We start from the raw sequence: 16,957 nt of genomic DNA, 5'->3' as shown, positions 1-16,957 counted from the left end.
CCGATCCCGGTCCGCAGTGTTGGCACATGGTTGGAACGAGGAGGCTTCAGCCTCCCCCGATCATGCGAAGGGGCATCCACAGACCCATGCCGATCATGACAAGGTTCTCGGTCAGCGACACGAAGCCCAGCGGCACGTTCGAGCCGCCGCCGACGCAGGCGCATTTGAGTTCGCGCTTCTGCACATAGACCGCATAGAAGACCGACACGGCGCCGATCGTCCCGATGACCAGCGCGATCGGCGCCGACAGCCAGGTGAGGGTGCCGGCAATCATCAGCACGCCGGCCAGCGTCTCGCCGAACGGGTAGATCTTGCCGTAGCGCACCCATCGCTTGGCCAGGAGGTCGTAGTTCAGGAACATGGTCGAGAAGCTCTCGACGTCCTGCAGCTTCTGAATGCCGAGCAGGCACATGGAGATGGCGAAGAACCACTCGATCGCCCGCACGGTGAAGATCGTCTCATAGGCGGCAAAGGAGACCGCCAGCGCCATCAGGAAGGCAACCGAGAAGATGGCGATCACCGGCTGGTAGGTGGTCTCGTCCTTAGACTGGACCGACTTGCCGAAATGTTCGCGCAGATCGGTGTAGCCGCCGACGCGATCGCCGCCGATGAAGGTCTGCGGCGTCGTCTCGACGCCATGCTTTGCCTTGAAGGCGTCGGTCTCGTCGCGGGTCGTCAGCCAGTTGTCGTCGACCGCGAACCCTTCGCGCTCGAGAAGGTCCTTCGACTTCAGCCCGTAGGGACAGACATGCTCCTCCATGACCATCCGGTAGAGGACGGCCTTCTTTTCTGGGGATGATGGCAGTACCGCACTCATGAGAACCTCCTGTCTATGGGGAGCGCAACGACAATCACGCTCGTCGCAAACCGTTGCTCTCTGGATCGAATGAGGGGTCCTGTAGCTGGGACGGTCAACCCAGAACTGATATGAGTATCGGTCTCCAACAACTGTCCGATGAGTATAGAATGGTCGGGTTGAGAAAAGACAGCAGAAGGAGTTAATGGCTGAGCCGTTTTCAACTATGCTCGTGGCCGCCTCTGCTAACTTGGCCTCGTGCCAAGAAAATTCCCACAAATAGGAACACCAATGCCATGCCGACAATGCCGATCACGACGATCATCGGATCTGACTGCCACTTCATCCCGGTGAATGCAGCCAGTACCCCGGCATCGAGCGCGATGGCCGTCAGCAGCATCCAGCCATGCGCGCCGATCTCTTGGCGTAAGTGCCGGAACACGCCCCAGTGAATGATGATGTCCATCACCAGGTAAAAGAAGGCGCCAAGCGAGGCGATCCGGCTGAGGTCGAAGAATACTGTGAGAAAGCCAGCGATCACGACTGTGTAGATGAGCGTGTGGTCCTTGATTGTGCCCGACATTCCGAAATGACTGTGCGGGATCATTTTCATGTTGGTCAGCATCGCCAGCATCCGCGAGACCGCGAAAACGCTCGCGATCAGACCCGATGCTGTCGCGATCAACGCGAGTGCCGCGGTCAGGTAGAAGCCGGTCTGACCAAGGGCGGGCTGGGCAGCTTCGGCCAGCGCGTAGTCCTTTGCTGCCACGATGCGGTCGAGCGAAAGGCTGGAGCTGACCGCAAAGGCGACCAGGAGATAGACGACGATGCAGATCGCGATCGACCAGACGATGGCCCGGCCAACATTGCGATGCGGGTCGGTGATCTCGGCGCCGCTGTTCGTGATGGTAGTGAAGCCCTTAAAGGCGAGTATCGACAGCGCGACCGAGGCGATGAAACCGCCCGCGCCCATCTCGCCGCCGGTGGCCTCGAAGGTGATGCCGCTCGCCCAGAGTCCCGCAACTCCGAACAGCGCGATCCCGCCCACCTTGAGCACCGCCATGACGATGGAGAACATCCCAACCGACCGCGTGCCCGAGGCATTCAGAAGAAAGGCGAATACAATCAGCCCTACGCCGAGGATCGGCACGAGAACACTATCCGGATCGCCTCCGAAGGCCTGAAGGGAATATGTGCCGAAGGTGCGCGCGACAAGACTTTCGCTGATAACCATTGACAGCGCCATCAGCAGAGAGGCGCCTGCCGCGACCGTCGTCGGCCCGTAAGCTTTCTTCAGGATCATGGCGACGCCGCCCGCAGACGGAAACGCATTCGACATCTTGATGTAAGTGTAGGCGCTGAACGCGGTCACGATCGCACCGACAACGAACGAGAGCGGGAAGAGCGGACCGGCGAGTTCGGCAATCTGGCCCGTCAGCGCAAAGATACCGGCCCCAATCATCACACCGGTGCCCATGGCCACAGCCCCCGACAGGGTGATGCTGTTCTTCTGGTATTCGCTCGTCATCAATTCCTCTTTCAGGCTTTGGTCGCGTTGCCCTCTGGAAAAGCCGCAATCCCTTACGAGCCCTATGCGAGAAGTGCCCAATGTCTGCCGTCGCTGATTTTCTCACCGTCGAAGACCGCACCGGCAAAACTCGCTGAAACTTCCGGCCACTGCGGCCGTGGCCAGAGACCGCAGCGGGCATTGGGCAGTCGACCCTTCATGCATTGGCCTCGCGTATGGCCTGCGCGCCGAGGAGATGGCGGCGGGTCAGCCAGATCACGAGCAGCGGAACGACGACCCATTGGAGGAGCGGACTCAGACCAGTGCCTAACGGCGGTACGAGCGGCATCAGTTCCGAATAGGACCAGCGTAAGCTGATGTTGGTATAGTAGTACTCGAACCCTACGGTCAGGACGATACCGACAGCGACAAAGAGTCCGGCCGGAAAGCGGGTTGGCCGAAGGAGCCAGTCACGGCTACGTGCCGCCAGACAGGCAGCCCAAAATGCAGTCAGCGCGAACCCGACATCGCCAAAAGTTGCCGACATGCAAAGCTTGATCGCCTCCCAGTGAGGCATCTCGGCCATGCCGGTATAGGTCGGAACCTGAACGAACTCCCAGACGAAATGCAGGACGAACGAGAAGTAGGCGACGGGAAGTTCGGGCGCCTCCCACAGGCCAGCAGGGCGTGCGCGGTCTTCGGAAAAGGCGCGCGCGTTCGTCTCATTGGTATATCCCATCAAATCGCGTCGACGGCTTTCGCCAGAAGGTCCCGCACCTCACCCGCCACGGCTGTCAGTTCGGCGTTTTCGATCGCCTGCATAGACGCCACCGGGTCGATCGCACTGATTTCCACGCCGCCCTCGACTTCGCGCAGGATGACATTGCAGGGCAGCATCGCGCCTACCCGTGGCTCGATTCCGATCGCCTGATGCGCCATCTTCGGATTACAGGCGCCGAGGATGCGATACGCCGACATCTCGACATCGAGCTTTTTCTTCATCGTCGCCTTGACGTCAATTTCGGTCAGTATGCCGAAGCCATGGTTCGCTAACGCCTTGCGCGTTCGGGCGGCAATGTCATCGATACCCCAGCCAGCAATCGTTCGATTAATTGTATAGGTCATCCTCAGTTCCTTTGATCTTCCCGAAATGCCGTCATGATCGAACCACAAATACTGGAGCAAACCCGCCTCCAGGTGTTCTGAAATTCGTGGTTTGTCCTTGATAGAGGCGCGCAGCAACCAGAAGCACCTGTCCATCATAGGTATAGAGCCTGATGTCCATCTTGCGCGGCTGGAATGCGTCATCGATCCTGATCATGCGCTCGCTCGGCCTGACCAGGGTCTGGGCAACGTAGCCACCCCCCTTGATCTCTGCCCAGACGCCTTTCGTCACCTTGTCGCCGCGATACACTGCCTTTCCACCGTGTCCGCCCGTCGGCTTGAAAAACAGGGCCTTCCGCGACTTCCAAAGGTCCTCGGCATTTTCGGGAGTGACAAGGACAGTGCGCGGAACAGAGCGGAGCTGCGCCAGAAGTTTCGGTTCCAAGCCCCAGGACTCGATCAATGCCGGATCTGAGAGGATCGAAAGGTTCCGTTTGTCGGCGAGCAGCGCGTGGTTGTAGGAATTCGGCGTGACGACCACGGCGCCGTCTCGGTAGGCGTCTCGTAACGCTTTGTGTTCTGGCCGATCGAACGCAAAATCGGTGACCCGGTTGTAAACAAGGTCGATCGGCTTTCCCTCGAGGCTGAGCCGACCGGCCTCAACGCGAAGCTGGCTGGCGTCCGCGATGACTGCGTCCACGCCGCGAGCGGCCAAGGCTTGCCTCGCCAGCACGAACTCAGGATAAAGATACTGTTCCTCCGGCCTGTCGTCGACGATAGCAATCCGACGTATTGCACCGTTTCCCCGCTGGCGCATCCATTCGTTTTGGAACATGCGAAACGCCGCATCCTCAAAGGCGTGCGGCTTAATTGGTAGGTCCATTTCCGCACAGCAAGTGCGCTGCGCTCTTGCAAGAAGAGCGTTGAGGAATGCCCCACCGGCGTTGGTATTAATCTCGATAAGTCGGGGGCCGTCTTCACCAAGATGGAAGTCGTAGCCCATCAGGGCGCCAGCCGGGCCGTGATCCTCCCGCGAGATTTTGGGGGCCCAAGAGAAAACCGCGGCCTTGTACGCTGTGAGCCGGGCCGTCTGCTCGATAGCTGCGACCACTTTGTTTGGCGGCTCCTTTGCGCACGAGGGAATCCGATTTGCTTCGAAGCTTCAACAGGCTGAATGGGTATCGACCCCTCCGACCACCTTCTGCATCTCGGCTACCTGGCTGGCAGAAAGGAATACCGGCACGTTCGAGAACAAGTGAGCCTGCTCAACCACCTTCTGCATCTCGGCTACCTGGCTGGCAGAAAGGAATACCGGCACGTTCGAGAACAAGTGAGCCTCGCGGGCTGATAGGGCGGATGAACCTTTCGCAGAATTCCGGATCGCCAGCTTCTTGCTCTAGTGCCTCGCACAGCGATCGACGGTCGAGCGTGACGCAGAAGCAGTTCTGGTTGAGCCGATCCGAGAGGACACGCGTCGGATCAGAGGACGTCAAGTTTGAATTGCTCATTGCTCGCCACACCATGACTGCGTCGGAAACCGACGCGCTTTGAGCTTGAGGGAAGCCTGGATCACAGGTCGACCCGCCTGAGCCGAAGTGCATTGCTGATGACTGATACCGAAGACAGGCTCATCGCCGCTGCCGCGATCATGGGGGAGAGCAGAAGCCCGGTGACGGGGTAGAGCAGCCCTGCCGCGACCGGTACGCCGAGGGCGTTGTAGGCGAAGGCGAAGAACAGGTTCTGCTTGATGTTGCGCAGGGTGGCGCGCGCCAGCTTGCGCGCCCGGACAATGCCCATCAGGTCACCGCCCAGGAGGGTAATCCCCGCACTTTCCATCGCCACGTCTGCGCCCGTTCCCATGGCGATGCCAACATCGGCGGCGGCAAGCGCGGGCGCGTCGTTGACGCCGTCGCCTGCCATCGCGATCTTGTGGCCATCGCGGCGCAACTGGTCGATCAGGTCCTTCTTGGCCTCGGGCAGCACGCCCGCGCGGACCTCGTCGATGCCGAGCCGCCCCGCGACCGCCTGCGCCGTGCGTTCGTTGTCGCCCGTCGCCATGATGACGCGTAGCCCCTGGCCGTGGAGTTCCCTGATTGCCTGCGCCGTTGATTCCTTGATCGGGTCGGCCACCGCCACGATGCCTGCCAGCGCGCCCTCAACCGCAATGAACATCGCCGTCTTGCCTTCAGCGCGCAGCGTGTCGGCCTTCCCTTCGGCCCGCGTCACATCCAGCCCCATCTCCCGCATCATAGCGGAGTTGCCGAGCGCAACCGCGCGCCCGCCGACGTTGCCGCGCACGCCCTTGCCGGTGACTGCTTCGAAGTCCGCGGCTTCCTGACGCGGGGCACCCTGCGCCTCAGCTCCCTCGACGATCGCTTCGGCCAGCGGGTGTTCCGAGCCGCGCTCCAGCGCTGCCGCCAGTGATAGGAGGTCGGGCTCCGTCAGGTTTCCGAGCGCGAGCGTATCGGTCAGCTTCGGCTTACCCATGGTCAGCGTGCCGGTCTTGTCGACTATCAGTGTATCAACGGCCGCCATGCGCTCCAGCGCCTCCGCGTCCTTGATTAGAACGCCAGCCTGCGCCCCGCGCCCCGCCGCCGTGGTGATGGAGATCGGTGTTGCCAGTCCCAGGGCGCAAGGACACGCGATGATCAGCACGGACACGGCCGAGGCTATGGCGAAAACAAGCGCGGGTTCCGGGCCAAAGGTCAGCCAGACACCGAAGGCGAAAACGGCGATGGCCACGACCGCCGGGACAAACACCGCCGACACCCTGTCCGCCAGTCCCTGGATCGGGGCGCGGGAACGGCGTGCATTCGATACCATCGTCACGATCTGTGCCAGCACCGTGTCGGATCCGACCTTACCCGCCTCCATCACCAGCGAGCCGTTCTTGTTGATCGTAGCCCCGGTCACGGCATCGCCCGGACCCTTTTCCACCGGCATCGACTCGCCGGTGAGCATGCTTTCGTCCAAGGATGATCGGCCCTCGATAACCGTCCCGTCGACCGGCACCGCATCTCCCGGGCGCACACGCAAACGGTCGCCTTCCATGATGTTGTCCAGCGGCGCGTCATATTCCGAGCCATCAGGCAAGATGCGGCGCGCGGTCTTGGGCGCTAGGTCCAGAAGCGCGCGGATCGCGTCGCCAGTGCGTTCGCGCGCACGCAGTTCCAGGACCTGCCCGACGAATACCAGCGCGACGATCACCACGGCCGCTTCGTAATAGGTGCCGACACCCTCGCCCATCCGATAAGCATCGGGAAAGACGCCCGGCAGGAATGTCGCGACCAACGAGTAGAGATAGGCTGCCGCTACGCCGAGGCTGATCAGTGTCCACATGTTAGGGCTACGGTTCACCACCGAGTCCCAGCCACGCTGAAAGAACGGCAGAGCCGCCCAGAGAATGATCGGCGTCGCCAGCACGAATTCGAGATAGCTGGCGGTCTGGTGACCGATCCAATCGCGCACGGGTAGCGCCACCAGTTCGCCCATGGTCAGCACGATCAGCGGTACCGCCGCCGCCGCCGAAATCCACATCCGGCGGGTGAAGTCGGTCAACTCCTCGCTGGGCTCGTCGGAAGGCAGCATCGGCTCCAGCGCCATGCCACAGATCGGGCAGGCCCCCGGAGCGTCGGTGACGATCTCAGGGTGCATCGGGCATGTGTATTGAATATTGACCGGCACAGCCTGCTTCGGTCCTGCTGCTCGACCCGAGCCGTAAAACCAGGGATCGATGGTGAACTTCGTCTGGCAATTCTCGGAACAGAAATGGAAGGTGTTGCCCCCAAACTCAGCGTGACGCCCGTTGGGCTTGACTGCGACCGTCATCCCACAAACCGGGTCTCTCGCCGTCTCGGTCCCCGCCTGGATGTCAGGTGCCGCGTGATGATGATCATGGTCCATGGCCTGCCAACCTCCGGTCTGTCTTCTCATCATCGAGCTTCCAGTGGCTGGAAGCTCAAGCCAATTTTCAATGATAGTCGTGAGGGCTCCTTCTGACAGGACTGGCGCGGATCTCCAGTAAGCCGATAGCCACCTGATAATGGAATCGACGGGGAGGTGGCGGCGAGCGGAGATACTGAGGTTACGCCAGATATTTGATCTTGAGTGCCTACCAAGCTCTCGATGTAGGATGCCGCTGAAACGCGCCGGGTTTCCCAGAGACCGTTTAGCTTTAGTCCTAGGCAGCGATCGGCATTGCCTCAAGCTCGGCGTAGTATGCGGCTTCTGCTTCAGCGGGTGTGATGTTGCCAATTGGCTCGACAAGCCGGCGATTGTTGAACGAGCCGACCCATTCGAGGGTGGCGAACTCGACGGCTCCGAAGCTGCGCCACGGCCCCCGCCAATGGATGGCCTCGGCCTTGAACAACCTGACGCCATGAAGCTGAAGGTTTGCAATCTTGATCTCTTCTACCGTTCGCATCAGCCGACGGGGGTTAGAAAGGCCGGTTGGTTGCGTTACGGTGGGCCGCTCATGCTCAGCGAACGCTGGCGCCGTCGACGCGAGATGAGGATTCGGGCATATTGGCTGAAACGTCGACTGACATGCGTCGCGCATGGATCCTTGGAGCGAATGCTGGAACGTCAGTCTGGAGGTAAGGCGGACAGGAATGGGACCCGACTGGAGCGATCCGGATTGCAAGGATTCGCCATGCCTGAGTATCCGCCCATCGATGGCATCGCATGCCGGGGCGCACGAGCAATGCTTGGCATCAGCCAAGGCAAGCTGTGCGAGCGAGCGGGTTGCGGGCGCAGCCTGCTGAACGATTTCGAAAACGGTCTGAGGGTCCCGAAGGCTAGTAGCGCCGCAAGGATCCGCGAAGCTCTCGAGGCTCTCGGAGCGGTGTTCATCGCCCATGGCGAGCGCTATGCGGTTGGTGTTCGGCTTGCGACCGCTTCGGAGAAGACCGCAAGGGGGCAGTCGATAGCAGACGGACGCGGCCGTGTGTCCCGACTGGCGAGGTCTGATCGGGCGGATTGTTAGGGCCGGTCAACCGAATTCGCCCGGAACCCGAGCCGGGGTCGCGTCGGCCCGACCGGATCGCGTCGCTCAGACGCTGAGAAATCGAGGATTGCCTCACTAAGTAACTTTGGGAGATCCAGTGTGGTCACCGGAGCTGTCGAAAGTTCATGTGTTCGGCAATCCCCATCGAACAAATGCACTACAGCAAGGCACTAAACCGATACGCTCGTGCACATCTGGACAACCTGATTTGCTCGATTGCAGACGCCCTTTGTTCCGTCGGCGCGCCGATGGTGTCGCGAACGCTGTCTCCCTCGCATTCGAACTGAGGCTGCCATCCGCCAAGACCGCCGATCGACTTCGTGGCAGATCGATCGAAAGCGCCGAGGCCGGCGAGTTTGAGTGGGATGCGAAGTGCTGGCTGCAACGGCTCGAGCGGAAGATGATCACGTCGGAATACACTCGCTGCGAACGTTCGCCGGCTACCCGGCGGGAGGTTAGCTTCCGGCCAGCCGTGTCCCTTGCGTACTTCGCCCGTAGCCTGATCGTGCATCAGGGAGGACCATATGAGCCAGGAGCGCCTCAAAATCTCGTGGCAGCATTTCACTCAGGAAGACGCAGATCTTTTGTCGGTCTGGCGGATCGACGCTCCGATCACGGTCATGAATGATGACGATGGCTTCACGGTAGGCACCGGCGGGTGGTGGCGACCAGGAATTATCCTGGAGGACAGGTTGCAGAAGCTTCGCGACGCCGGTCACTCTAAGGCATTCGTCGAGGCCGTCAGATGGGCGGGCGGCAAGGAGGCGTGGAGCGTTCGCTTCTGCGAGGAGGGCGAACTGCAACCTGACATTCCGCTCGGCGGATATGGCACCGGGCCGCCACCGCGGTAGCGGCGGCGATGGAACTCGCGCCACGGCACCCCTTAGGCTATGTCAAAGAGTAGATGCGGTAGGGCAAAGACGGTCAGTCACTCTAACTGCTTCAATCGGGCGATCTTAGGAGGCCGAAGTCATTGCAGGGATCGCGCAATCCCTTGCGGACATCCCAGTAACGTATTGTTATCACTGAGGCGTCAAAAAGCCTTTTTGAAAGCGGGCACAATCGTGGCTGGTCCTCGAAGAGGAGAAACGAAGAGGGGCGGCCCGTCTCCGGACCGCCCCTCGTTTAGACCCTTCCGGTATCCCGCATGGGGAGCAAGCTTCATCGTAATGTCGCCACCGACCGTGTGATGCCAGTCACGCCGGCGGGCTTGCCCCAGACAAGCCCCCAGCGACATCCGTCACCCCATGACGAGCCGAGGCCCGCCCGCCCTTCGACGCCGCACCCGCTCGGCGAACCCCTCGACCACCGGCACCTCCTCCCGGCCGGAGACCTCCGCCTCCGTCAGCTCCGGCTCCCGACGCCTGCACGGTTCGACACCCAGCGCCCCACCGCCCAGTCCGCGCGCTAGGCGCCCACACACCAAGCCGCCCGCTGCCGCGAGGCGGTCGAGGTCGTGCGGCTGGAGCCGAAGCAGCCACGACACTTGGTCCGGCGACAGGGCCTCAAGGGACACCTGCCGGCGGTCGGTCGCCGACGCGCGGGCGTAAGCGTGCACCGTTGCTGACACCGGGTCGGTGCCGTCGGGCGCCGGGTCGAGATCGGACGGCAGCGCGCCGGGCAGGGCGCGCCCCTTGCCGCGCTTGGCGACCATCGCGGCGATCTCGCCTGCCGTGTCCGGCGGTGGGGCTGCATCGGGCGGCAGGGGGAGGGAGCCGCCTCCGCCACCGCTGAGCATGCGGCCGGGGAGGGAAACCGTCCACTCGACGGCCCACCAAGCGTAGCGGAAACCCTGCGCGGCGAGGTGGGCGGCGGCGGATGCCATAGCGCGCATGGCGGACAGGATGGCGGCGAGCATGGGGGTGTCCCTCCTTCTGGGTGTCGGAGGATGGTGGACGTCTAAAATGCAAGGGACGACGTAAGGCGCGCGAGAACCGAGTTTCGACACCGTTTCGGCCTGGGCTAGACTCCCCCGGGCGACTCCTGTCATCCAGGCCGTCCACTTCAACGAGGCCATCATGTCCGCCGCCGCCCTCCTTTCCTTCCGCCCCGAGCACGATGCCGAGGTCCGCCTGATAGGCGGCTCGAATTCGTCGGACTCGCGGGACACGCGCCCCTATGCGCGATTTGGAAGGAACTGCGGACAACATGATCAGCAACGACAACAACGACGGCGCGGCGCGCGCCGCTAGCATCGAAGGGGAGCGCCAGCAGGTGCTCCGCCTCCTCGACTGGCTTGAGGAGGGTGCTGGCCTGGCGATCGTCGCCATCACGGTCTTCAAGGCGCGCCCGCAGCCGCAGCCGTTCGGCTCCACCGAGCGCCTCGCCGCCTTCATGGAGGCGAACATCGACAAGATGCTGGCGGTCACGCCCGAGGTGAAGGTGCCCATCGAGGGCATGCCGGCATCGGTGGTCCGGTCGACGCTCTCCCACTGGCTCTCGCACACCACGGTCAACGTCCTCTGGCAGGTCGACTTCGTCCTGAAGAACCGCTGAACGACCGAGGCCCCGGCCGGCACCATCAGCCGGGGCCTCGGTGCCCAACCCAACCCCTAAGAAGGCTCATCATGCATCCCGCCGCCATTCTCTCCTTCCGCCCAGAGCACGCAGTCGAGGTCCGCCGCATAGGCGGCACGACGGCGTCCGACTCGCGGGCAATCGGGTGCCCCTCAGCACCTCAACGGAAGGAAAACAGGAATGGCCAAGATCTTGAAGTTCACGCCGAAGGCACACCTCGACACTGAGACGCTGGACCGCATGGCGGCGGTCGCCGCTGAGCGGTTCCGCAGCTTGCCGTCGGCGATCCGCAAGGGGCAGGAGCCGCCCAGCCAGATGGTCTGCGGCCTCATCAAGGGCGCCCAAGCCGCCGACGTCGCCCGCTGGCTCTATCAGAACCTGACGCTGCCGAAGAAGCAGTTCGCCGAGTTCCGAAAGGTCGTGACGGACGCGGGCATCGCCAACAACATCACGGGGGGCACGGCCCTCGACGCGCTGATCGAGCGCACGGTCGCGACCCAAAAGCCGACGCTGGAGGCGATCGCAGAGCGCTTCGGCGCCACGCTGGTCGAGGGAGAGGTGTCTGGAGCCGAGGATGTCGCGGACGAACTCGAGGCCCGCGAGCGCGCTATCGAGGACGCGCGCCGGGAAGCCGAGGACGTGGACATCGGCTTGCTTCGCGAGTGGATGGACGACTTTGGCTGGCTCAGCCTGATGATCCTCGCCGACGAGCGTGGGCGGGCGTTGTTCAAGGACCAGTACGACTTCTCCCGGTGGGCGCAGGAGAACTGGCACGGCTCCACGGCCTTTCGGGCGGCTCCGCTTGGGGTCCTGGACTGGCAGGGCGCCAACGACGCGATCTTCCACTGGATGGAGGAATGCGAGTTCGACCTGGAGCATCTCAACCGGATCGTCGCCAATGCGATGGCGCGTCGCTGAACAATGGAGGTCCCGGCATCACTCGCCGGGGCCTCTTTGTTTCAAGCCCGCCATCCGCACCGCGCGGCGCCGTGCCGATTGTGCTCGACGACCTGCCGCACGAGCTCGTCCGACGTGCTCGCGACGTCGGCCGCCGTCGGCCGCCGTCGGCCGGATCGCGCGCCAGCCGTCGCAGCCGGAGCTAGGCGCGGTCGTCGCGCACCCAGCCAGCGAACTCATCGCGGCGAGCGCGAGCACTGAGAGCGTCAACCTGGTCATCGGTCCGGTTCCTTTCGCGCAGGGCGTCGAGGGAGTCTCGCGTCTGCCGAGACTCCTCGGCGCGCTGCCCGGCGCCGTACACGCGGGCGACGATGCCGAGGGCGACGAGGGCGCCCGCCCCGGCGGCGGCCAGCCAGTGGCCCACGCGGGTGCCGGCGAACCAGGCGAGGACGGTGGTCATGCGGCGACACCTTCGTACGTCCGGCGCGACCGGAGCCACTCGTAGCCGGCATAGGGCAGCGCGGCGACGCCCACGAGGCCGGCGACGGCGACCACGCCGGATGCCAGCGCCTCCGCGGCGTCGGCGAGCCTCGGGATGCCGGCGACCTGACCGGCGAGGCCACCGACCTGAGCGGCAGCCGCCTCGAGCTGCGCCTTCGCCTGGCCGAGCGAGACGGCGGCGGCCGTGGCGGTGGCGACCTTGCCGACGTTGGGCAGCTCGGCAACGGGCGTCTTGCCGAGGTTCTCGCGCTCTCCCGGGAGCTGCTTCTCCAAGTGGCTCCACGTCTCCGGCCCCACGACGCCGTCCGCCTTCGCGCCGTGCGCCTTCTGGTAGGCGACCACCGCGCGCTTCACGTTCGGGCCGAAGTCGCCGTCCACCGCGAGCCGGGCACCGGCCGGGCGCTCGGCTTGGTGAGGCGATCGGTCAGCGCCGGGGCGCGTTCCCCATCACCAGGCGCGGTTGCGCCGCAACTTTCGAGGTCCGGATGCCAAAAAGTGTTGCCCATCAGCGCGCAAAGGACAAGCTGGCCGAGCTGCTCGGATCCACCTACGACGCCCAGGCGATGGCCGAAATCCTGCACCGGGACAACCGCGACCCGGCGCTCGCGTCGGCGATGCGTCGGCTTGCCGAGGCCGCCGAGGATTTGGAGCGGGCGGCGACGAGGGCGGGGCGGCCGCTACTGAGTGTCGTCAGGTAATTCTGGAGTCACTTGAACTGGCGTGGTAGCCCATCCTCCCATGGACAAGGACGATAGGACATCCGGACATCTACGCTGGCGCTAGCCATCAACAAGATGTCCGCATGTTGCGTTCGACGGGTGCTCGGATGGTGGATGTATGGCTGATTTGACGGCAGAGAGGGCCCTGATCTTCCGGATCGTACATCGGGACAATGTCGAATGGATTTTGGACAACGGCCTGCACTGCAAGAAGGCCCACGTCTCGGACCCAAACTACGTCGCTATCGGCAACCTCGAGCTGATCGATAGGCGAACCAATCACCCGGTTCCGTGTCATCCAAACGGCACGCTGGGCGACTACGTACCGTTCTACTTCACCCCATTCTCTCCGATGATGCTCAACATCAAAACTGGATATGGCGGGATCCGGAAGAGGGCCAATGAGGAGATCGTCGTTCTCGTCTCGTCGCTACACAAGCTTAATGAAGCTGGGTTACCAATCGTCTTCACGGATCGGCATGCATATCTACAGGCTGCAAGATTCTATACGGACATGCAAAGGTTGAATGAAATAGACTGGGCAATATTGCGGGCGAAGGACTTCAAGAGAAATGCGGAGGATCCCGGCAAGTTCGAGCGATATCAAGCAGAAGCACTTGTCCACAGGTCGCTTCCGTGTGCTGGTCTATTGGGTATCGCATGCTATAATGAGGCCGTCATGGCTTCTGTGAAGCGCCAGACCGAGCGCCGGGGGTTAAATATGCGGGTCATCGCACAGCGGAAATACTACTTCTGATGATTAGATTTGTTTCAGGCAATCTACTCAACTCGGGTGCTGAAGCCCTCGTCAACACGGTCAACACTGTGGGCGTGATGGGAAAAGGCATTGCCCTCATGTTCAAGGAGGCGTTCCCGGCTAATTTTCGGGCTTATGCTGCAGCCTGCAAGAACGAAGAAATCAAGGTCGGCCAGATCTTCGTTACAGAGCGAACCGACTGGGTCGGCGGACCACGCTGGATCGTCAATTTCCCCACCAAAAAGCATTGGCGAAACCCGTCGAAAATCGAGTGGATCGATCAAGGATTGGAAGATCTCAAGCGGTTCGTGATTGCGAACGGCGTACGGTCGATTGCTCTGCCGCCACTCGGCAGCGGAAACGGGGGCTTGGACTGGCGGGAAGTGAGGCCGCGTATCGAGCAGGCTCTGGGTGATTTGATTGATGTTGATGTGATCGTCTACGAGCCGACTGATGTCTATCAGAACGTCGCCAAACGAGAGGGCGTCGAGAAACTCACTCCTGCGCGTGCTCTGGTTGCAGAGTTGGTGCGTCGGTATTGGATCTTAGGCATCGAATGCACAATGCTGGAAATCCAGAAACTGACCTACTTGCTTGATCGAAATGTGAAAGCGACTGGGGTAGATAGTCCGTTGAAGCTAGCCTACAAGGCGGAGCGGTATGGCCCCTATGCGCAGAACCTGCAACACCTGCTGAACAGTTTGGACGGTAGCTACCTGCACTGCGAGCGGCGGATTGCTGATGCTGGACCCTTGGATATTGTATGGTTTGAGGACAGTAAGCGCGACCACGTTGCAGCCTACTTGAAGTCGGCAGACGCTCGTCCCTATCTGGCAGCCCTACACGCAACATCGGACACCATTGATGGCTTCGAGTCCCCCTTGGGTATGGAGCTGCTAGGGACGATCGATTGGCTCCTCGATCACGGGGCTGAGGCCAACGTTCCTGCGGTGCGGGAAGGTCTTCGCAACTGGGCGGGCGGGATCGAAGCTGGCGAGCGTAAGCAGCGTCTGTTCGATGACCGGATGCTTCAGCTCGCCCTTGAGAGGCTAACCGGACGGATAGCCGAGGAAGCCTAACCGGAAGGTACGTCTTCATTCGGCTCCGCATCCGGCACCGACACGCTGACGAACGCCGCCGACACATCGATCTTGGTGCCCGGCGCGCTCCGATGACGGTGAACTCCTGCGCGCTCTCCCCGCGACCCGCGCGGATATCCGCCGCCCGCAGGACGCGGGTGCTGATGGGCCGGGTCGCCTTCTTGAGCGCGCGGACGAGCTGACGGGTGGACGAGCTGCTCATGCCTCGGACTCCAAGTCGATCTGCCTCGGCAGCGCCAACGGCCGGCACGTAACCCGCAGCCTCCTTGAAAGCAGGTCCTCCTGTCGCAAGGCGTCGTAGCCGACGACAAGCTGCGTCACCCGCGTTGCCAACTCCTTCTCCGGGTCGTCGGCGACGAACATCGCGGCGAGCTGCGACGCCGCTTGGTTCGACCACTCGAACACGCGCGGCGTCGCAATCCGAAGGGACATCGCGTTGACGGGCGTCGAAGCCGACTTGCCCGTCACCTTGTAGACGAGGGCGCCCGTCACCTCATCGAACTCGTCATCGGGCGGGATCGCCGTCGCCCGGCACGCAGCCGGTGGTGAAGCTCGCGACACGGTTGCCGTCCCCGTCGGCGGACAGCTCTAGGTCCATGATTTTCCCGACCGGCGCGGCGCCCGAGATGTAGCGGCCCGCGACCCGGATCTCGTCGTCCACCGTGAGCTCGCGGGCCAACTCCCAAGGGATTTCGCCGCTGAAGCGCACGCACTGTGCCTGTAGGAGGGCTTCGCGCTCCAGCATGTGCAGCGCGCAGTTCACCGTTCGCGCGCCCCGGTCGGTATCGACGTAGCTAGACCGCCGCGCATCGAGAGGGACGTCTTTCTCGGCTCGCTCCCACAGCACGACGCCCCCGTCGTCTTCGTGCAGAAGGCTTTCGCCTTGACGGTGTGCGCCTTCTTGCAGGACCACGCCTTGCCGTTCGCCAGCACCCGGTCTCCATCTCGCTGTCGCTGTCGCTGTCGCTGTCGCTGTCGCTGTCGCTGCCGAAGGCGCGGACCGACTGCACCTCTGTGGCGAGGATCGAGTCGTAGAGCGGGTAGTGCGGCACCGGGAGAGCCTTCGCCCGGCGGGTGTCCCGCCTGACCGATTGCGGCGCCGCGCGGCTGTGACTGGACCAGCCCGATGACGCCGTCGCGCTCCTCGATCGCCGTGAGCGTGCTGATGCCCTGGGCGTGCCACTTGAACCAGCGGCCGAGGTCGTCGGGTGCGTTGGGGTCCTTGTTGATGGCCGTCGTCAGGCTGGTGAAGGTGAAGAGGTCGGAATGGTTGAGCACGGTGTGCGTCTCCAAGGGATGTGGGGAGGACCGCGCTCAGCGGGCCTTAATGCCGTTCACGGCGAGTGCCGCGATGGCGGAAGCGGCGGCCGCTGGGACGGTCGGTAGCGTGAGCTCGAACCGCTTGACCTCGTCGCTATCGATGACCGCAGCCTCGACCCCCACCAGCGGGGCGGCGTCCGTCGCGTCGACGTGGCGGCACAGGATGACGGCGGTCTCGGCGCCGACGTACGGAACCGCGAACCCGGTAGGGTCGCCGTCGACTTCCTCGGACTCGAGCACGGTGCCGGCTTGGTAGTCGGCGCCGGCCTTCAGCACGCGGTGCCGCGCGAGCGGAAGCCGTTGGCCTCCGACAGGATGAAGACTTCGTCCGGGATGTGGGGGTGAGCCAGTCGGCCATGTGGGATGTCTCCGGGGGAAAGGGTGGCGGCGCGACGGCGTTTGGCTTCGTCCTCCGGGATGTGGCCCGGCTCGCTCGGCGGCGACCGCGTCGCCTCGGACTCGGCGGCCCGGCGGACGAGCCACTTCACCACGTCGGCGATGTCCAGCTCCCACGGAGTTCTGGTCGCTTGTTGCCGCGCTGGATGGCCGGGCAGCCCTGTTCCAGCCATTTCGCGATCGTGTTCCGGTCGCGGTCAAGCATCAACGCGATGGCGGCGAGCGACTTCACGCGGTTGGAGGCGCTCTCACCGCGCGGCGTCGTCTCATCGCCGCTCTCAATCATCACCCCGGCGCTGTTGCGCGGCCGCCTCGGCATCCTGCCCGACTCCTTTTGT

General features: G+C 63.1%; 23 protein-coding genes and 1 pseudogene. 8 read left to right on the top strand and 16 right to left on the bottom strand.

The window, feature by feature from the left end; all coding sequences use genetic code 11:
* Positions 1 to 46: 46 nt before the first annotated feature.
* The 5 genes from H536_RS0116640 to H536_RS22755 form a co-directional block, all read right to left on the bottom strand.
* Positions 47 to 817, bottom strand: a complete 771-nt coding sequence (locus H536_RS0116640) for a MauE/DoxX family redox-associated membrane protein (RefSeq protein WP_009209183.1) — start codon at positions 815 to 817, stop codon at positions 47 to 49.
* Between the two features lie 199 nt (positions 818 to 1,016).
* Positions 1,017 to 2,324 (bottom strand): APC family permease, encoded by a 1,308-nt coding sequence (locus tag H536_RS0116635; protein WP_024351539.1) that lies wholly within the window; start codon positions 2,322 to 2,324, stop codon positions 1,017 to 1,019.
* A 196-nt stretch (positions 2,325 to 2,520) separates the two neighbouring features.
* Positions 2,521 to 3,042, bottom strand: coding sequence for a hypothetical protein (locus H536_RS0116630; RefSeq protein ID WP_024351538.1), 522 nt, complete (start codon positions 3,040 to 3,042; stop codon positions 2,521 to 2,523).
* The gene (locus H536_RS0116625) at positions 3,042 to 3,428 is read right to left on the bottom strand and encodes a DUF302 domain-containing protein (protein WP_009209186.1); all 387 of its coding nucleotides are present in this window, start codon (positions 3,426 to 3,428) and stop codon (positions 3,042 to 3,044) included. The genes H536_RS0116630 and H536_RS0116625 overlap by 1 nt, the downstream gene beginning before the upstream one ends.
* A 31-nt stretch (positions 3,429 to 3,459) precedes the next feature.
* Positions 3,460 to 4,518 (bottom strand): ATP-grasp domain-containing protein, encoded by a 1,059-nt coding sequence (locus tag H536_RS22755; RefSeq protein ID WP_244877516.1) that lies wholly within the window; start codon positions 4,516 to 4,518, stop codon positions 3,460 to 3,462.
* 63 nt (positions 4,519 to 4,581) lie between these two features.
* Here H536_RS22755 and H536_RS25195 point away from each other — a divergent pair, with 63 nt between their 5' ends.
* Positions 4,582 to 4,755 carry a hypothetical protein gene (locus H536_RS25195; RefSeq protein ID WP_244877515.1) on the top strand — a complete coding sequence of 58 codons (174 nt, stop codon included), beginning with the start codon at positions 4,582 to 4,584 and terminating at the stop codon, positions 4,753 to 4,755.
* Positions 4,756 to 4,976: 221 nt separating this feature from the next.
* On the opposite strand, the gene H536_RS0116615 is transcribed toward H536_RS25195, so the two are convergent.
* Both H536_RS0116615 and H536_RS0116610 read right to left on the bottom strand, forming a co-directional pair.
* Complete coding sequence (locus H536_RS0116615; RefSeq protein WP_009209188.1) at positions 4,977 to 7,310, bottom strand: heavy metal translocating P-type ATPase; 2,334 nt, start codon at positions 7,308 to 7,310, stop codon at positions 4,977 to 4,979.
* 277 nt (positions 7,311 to 7,587) lie between these two features.
* Positions 7,588 to 7,776: pseudogene (locus H536_RS0116610) on the bottom strand (IS3 family transposase); the annotation flags it as partial.
* On the opposite strand from H536_RS0116610, the gene H536_RS25445 reads away from it, so the two are divergent.
* Positions 7,753 to 8,391, top strand: a complete 639-nt coding sequence (locus tag H536_RS25445; protein ID WP_342341761.1) for a helix-turn-helix domain-containing protein — start codon at positions 7,753 to 7,755, stop codon at positions 8,389 to 8,391. The pseudogene H536_RS0116610 and the gene H536_RS25445 overlap by 24 nt on opposite strands.
* A 545-nt stretch (positions 8,392 to 8,936) precedes the next feature.
* Positions 8,937 to 9,263 (top strand): hypothetical protein, encoded by a 327-nt coding sequence (locus tag H536_RS0116600; protein WP_024351535.1) that lies wholly within the window; start codon positions 8,937 to 8,939, stop codon positions 9,261 to 9,263.
* 389 nt (positions 9,264 to 9,652) lie between these two features.
* Here the strand turns inward: H536_RS0116600 and H536_RS22750 are convergent, their stop codons facing one another.
* Entirely contained in the window at positions 9,653 to 10,270 is a 618-nt protein-coding gene (locus tag H536_RS22750; protein WP_060576937.1) for a hypothetical protein, read from the bottom strand.
* A gap of 290 nt (positions 10,271 to 10,560) precedes the next feature.
* Between H536_RS22750 and H536_RS0116590 the strand changes: the two genes are divergently transcribed.
* Together H536_RS0116590 and H536_RS0116585 are read left to right on the top strand one after the other, a co-directional pair.
* The gene (locus H536_RS0116590; RefSeq protein WP_024351533.1) at positions 10,561 to 10,908 is read left to right on the top strand and encodes a hypothetical protein; all 348 of its coding nucleotides are present in this window, start codon (positions 10,561 to 10,563) and stop codon (positions 10,906 to 10,908) included.
* A 201-nt stretch (positions 10,909 to 11,109) separates the two neighbouring features.
* Entirely contained in the window at positions 11,110 to 11,847 is a 738-nt protein-coding gene (locus H536_RS0116585) for a hypothetical protein (RefSeq protein ID WP_009209192.1), read from the top strand.
* 181 nt (positions 11,848 to 12,028) lie between these two features.
* On the opposite strand, the gene H536_RS0116580 is transcribed toward H536_RS0116585, so the two are convergent.
* Together H536_RS0116580 and H536_RS25020 are read right to left on the bottom strand one after the other, a co-directional pair.
* Complete coding sequence (locus tag H536_RS0116580) at positions 12,029 to 12,286, bottom strand: hypothetical protein (protein WP_024351532.1); 258 nt, start codon at positions 12,284 to 12,286, stop codon at positions 12,029 to 12,031.
* Entirely contained in the window at positions 12,283 to 12,705 is a 423-nt protein-coding gene (locus H536_RS25020; RefSeq protein ID WP_024351531.1) for a peptidoglycan-binding domain-containing protein, read from the bottom strand. Before H536_RS25020 ends, H536_RS0116580 begins: the two co-directional genes overlap by 4 nt.
* Before the next feature lie 107 nt (positions 12,706 to 12,812).
* On the opposite strand from H536_RS25020, the gene H536_RS0116570 reads away from it, so the two are divergent.
* From H536_RS0116570 to darG, 3 genes are all read left to right on the top strand, one after another.
* Positions 12,813 to 13,025, top strand: coding sequence for a hypothetical protein (locus H536_RS0116570; protein ID WP_024351530.1), 213 nt, complete (start codon positions 12,813 to 12,815; stop codon positions 13,023 to 13,025).
* A gap of 139 nt (positions 13,026 to 13,164) precedes the next feature.
* Positions 13,165 to 13,803 (top strand): type II toxin-antitoxin system toxin DNA ADP-ribosyl transferase DarT, encoded by a 639-nt coding sequence (gene darT, locus H536_RS0116565; protein WP_009209194.1) that lies wholly within the window; start codon positions 13,165 to 13,167, stop codon positions 13,801 to 13,803.
* A complete protein-coding gene (gene darG / locus H536_RS0116560) occupies positions 13,803 to 14,882 on the top strand; it encodes a type II toxin-antitoxin system antitoxin DNA ADP-ribosyl glycohydrolase DarG (protein WP_009209195.1) in 1,080 nt (359 codons plus the stop codon). The genes darT and darG overlap by 1 nt, the downstream gene beginning before the upstream one ends.
* A gap of 219 nt (positions 14,883 to 15,101) precedes the next feature.
* Here darG and H536_RS0116555 read toward each other — a convergent pair whose 3' ends face one another.
* From H536_RS0116555 to H536_RS0116535, 6 genes are read right to left on the bottom strand one after another with little or no spacing between them, the layout of a single operon-like run.
* Positions 15,102 to 15,395 carry a hypothetical protein gene (locus tag H536_RS0116555; RefSeq protein ID WP_024351529.1) on the bottom strand — a complete coding sequence of 98 codons (294 nt, stop codon included), beginning with the start codon at positions 15,393 to 15,395 and terminating at the stop codon, positions 15,102 to 15,104.
* A gap of 13 nt (positions 15,396 to 15,408) precedes the next feature.
* Complete coding sequence (locus H536_RS24480) at positions 15,409 to 15,648, bottom strand: hypothetical protein (RefSeq protein ID WP_148233770.1); 240 nt, start codon at positions 15,646 to 15,648, stop codon at positions 15,409 to 15,411.
* A 14-nt stretch (positions 15,649 to 15,662) separates the two neighbouring features.
* Positions 15,663 to 16,181 carry a hypothetical protein gene (locus H536_RS25190; protein WP_155898524.1) on the bottom strand — a complete coding sequence of 173 codons (519 nt, stop codon included), beginning with the start codon at positions 16,179 to 16,181 and terminating at the stop codon, positions 15,663 to 15,665.
* 36 nt (positions 16,182 to 16,217) lie between these two features.
* Complete coding sequence (locus tag H536_RS0116545; protein WP_024351527.1) at positions 16,218 to 16,499, bottom strand: hypothetical protein; 282 nt, start codon at positions 16,497 to 16,499, stop codon at positions 16,218 to 16,220.
* Positions 16,493 to 16,714: a hypothetical protein gene (locus H536_RS0116540; protein WP_024351526.1), complete on the bottom strand. Its 222-nt coding sequence runs from the start codon at positions 16,712 to 16,714 to the stop codon at positions 16,493 to 16,495. Before H536_RS0116540 ends, H536_RS0116545 begins: the two co-directional genes overlap by 7 nt.
* Complete coding sequence (locus H536_RS0116535; protein WP_024351525.1) at positions 16,708 to 16,938, bottom strand: hypothetical protein; 231 nt, start codon at positions 16,936 to 16,938, stop codon at positions 16,708 to 16,710. Before H536_RS0116535 ends, H536_RS0116540 begins: the two co-directional genes overlap by 7 nt.
* Between the last annotated feature and the right edge of the window lie 19 nt (positions 16,939 to 16,957).

This window comes from Aurantimonas coralicida DSM 14790 (assembly GCF_000421645.1).
In the GTDB taxonomy this organism is placed as follows: Bacteria; Pseudomonadota; Alphaproteobacteria; order Rhizobiales; family Rhizobiaceae; genus Aurantimonas; species Aurantimonas coralicida.
This window is presented reverse-complemented; position numbering and strand designations above follow the sequence as displayed.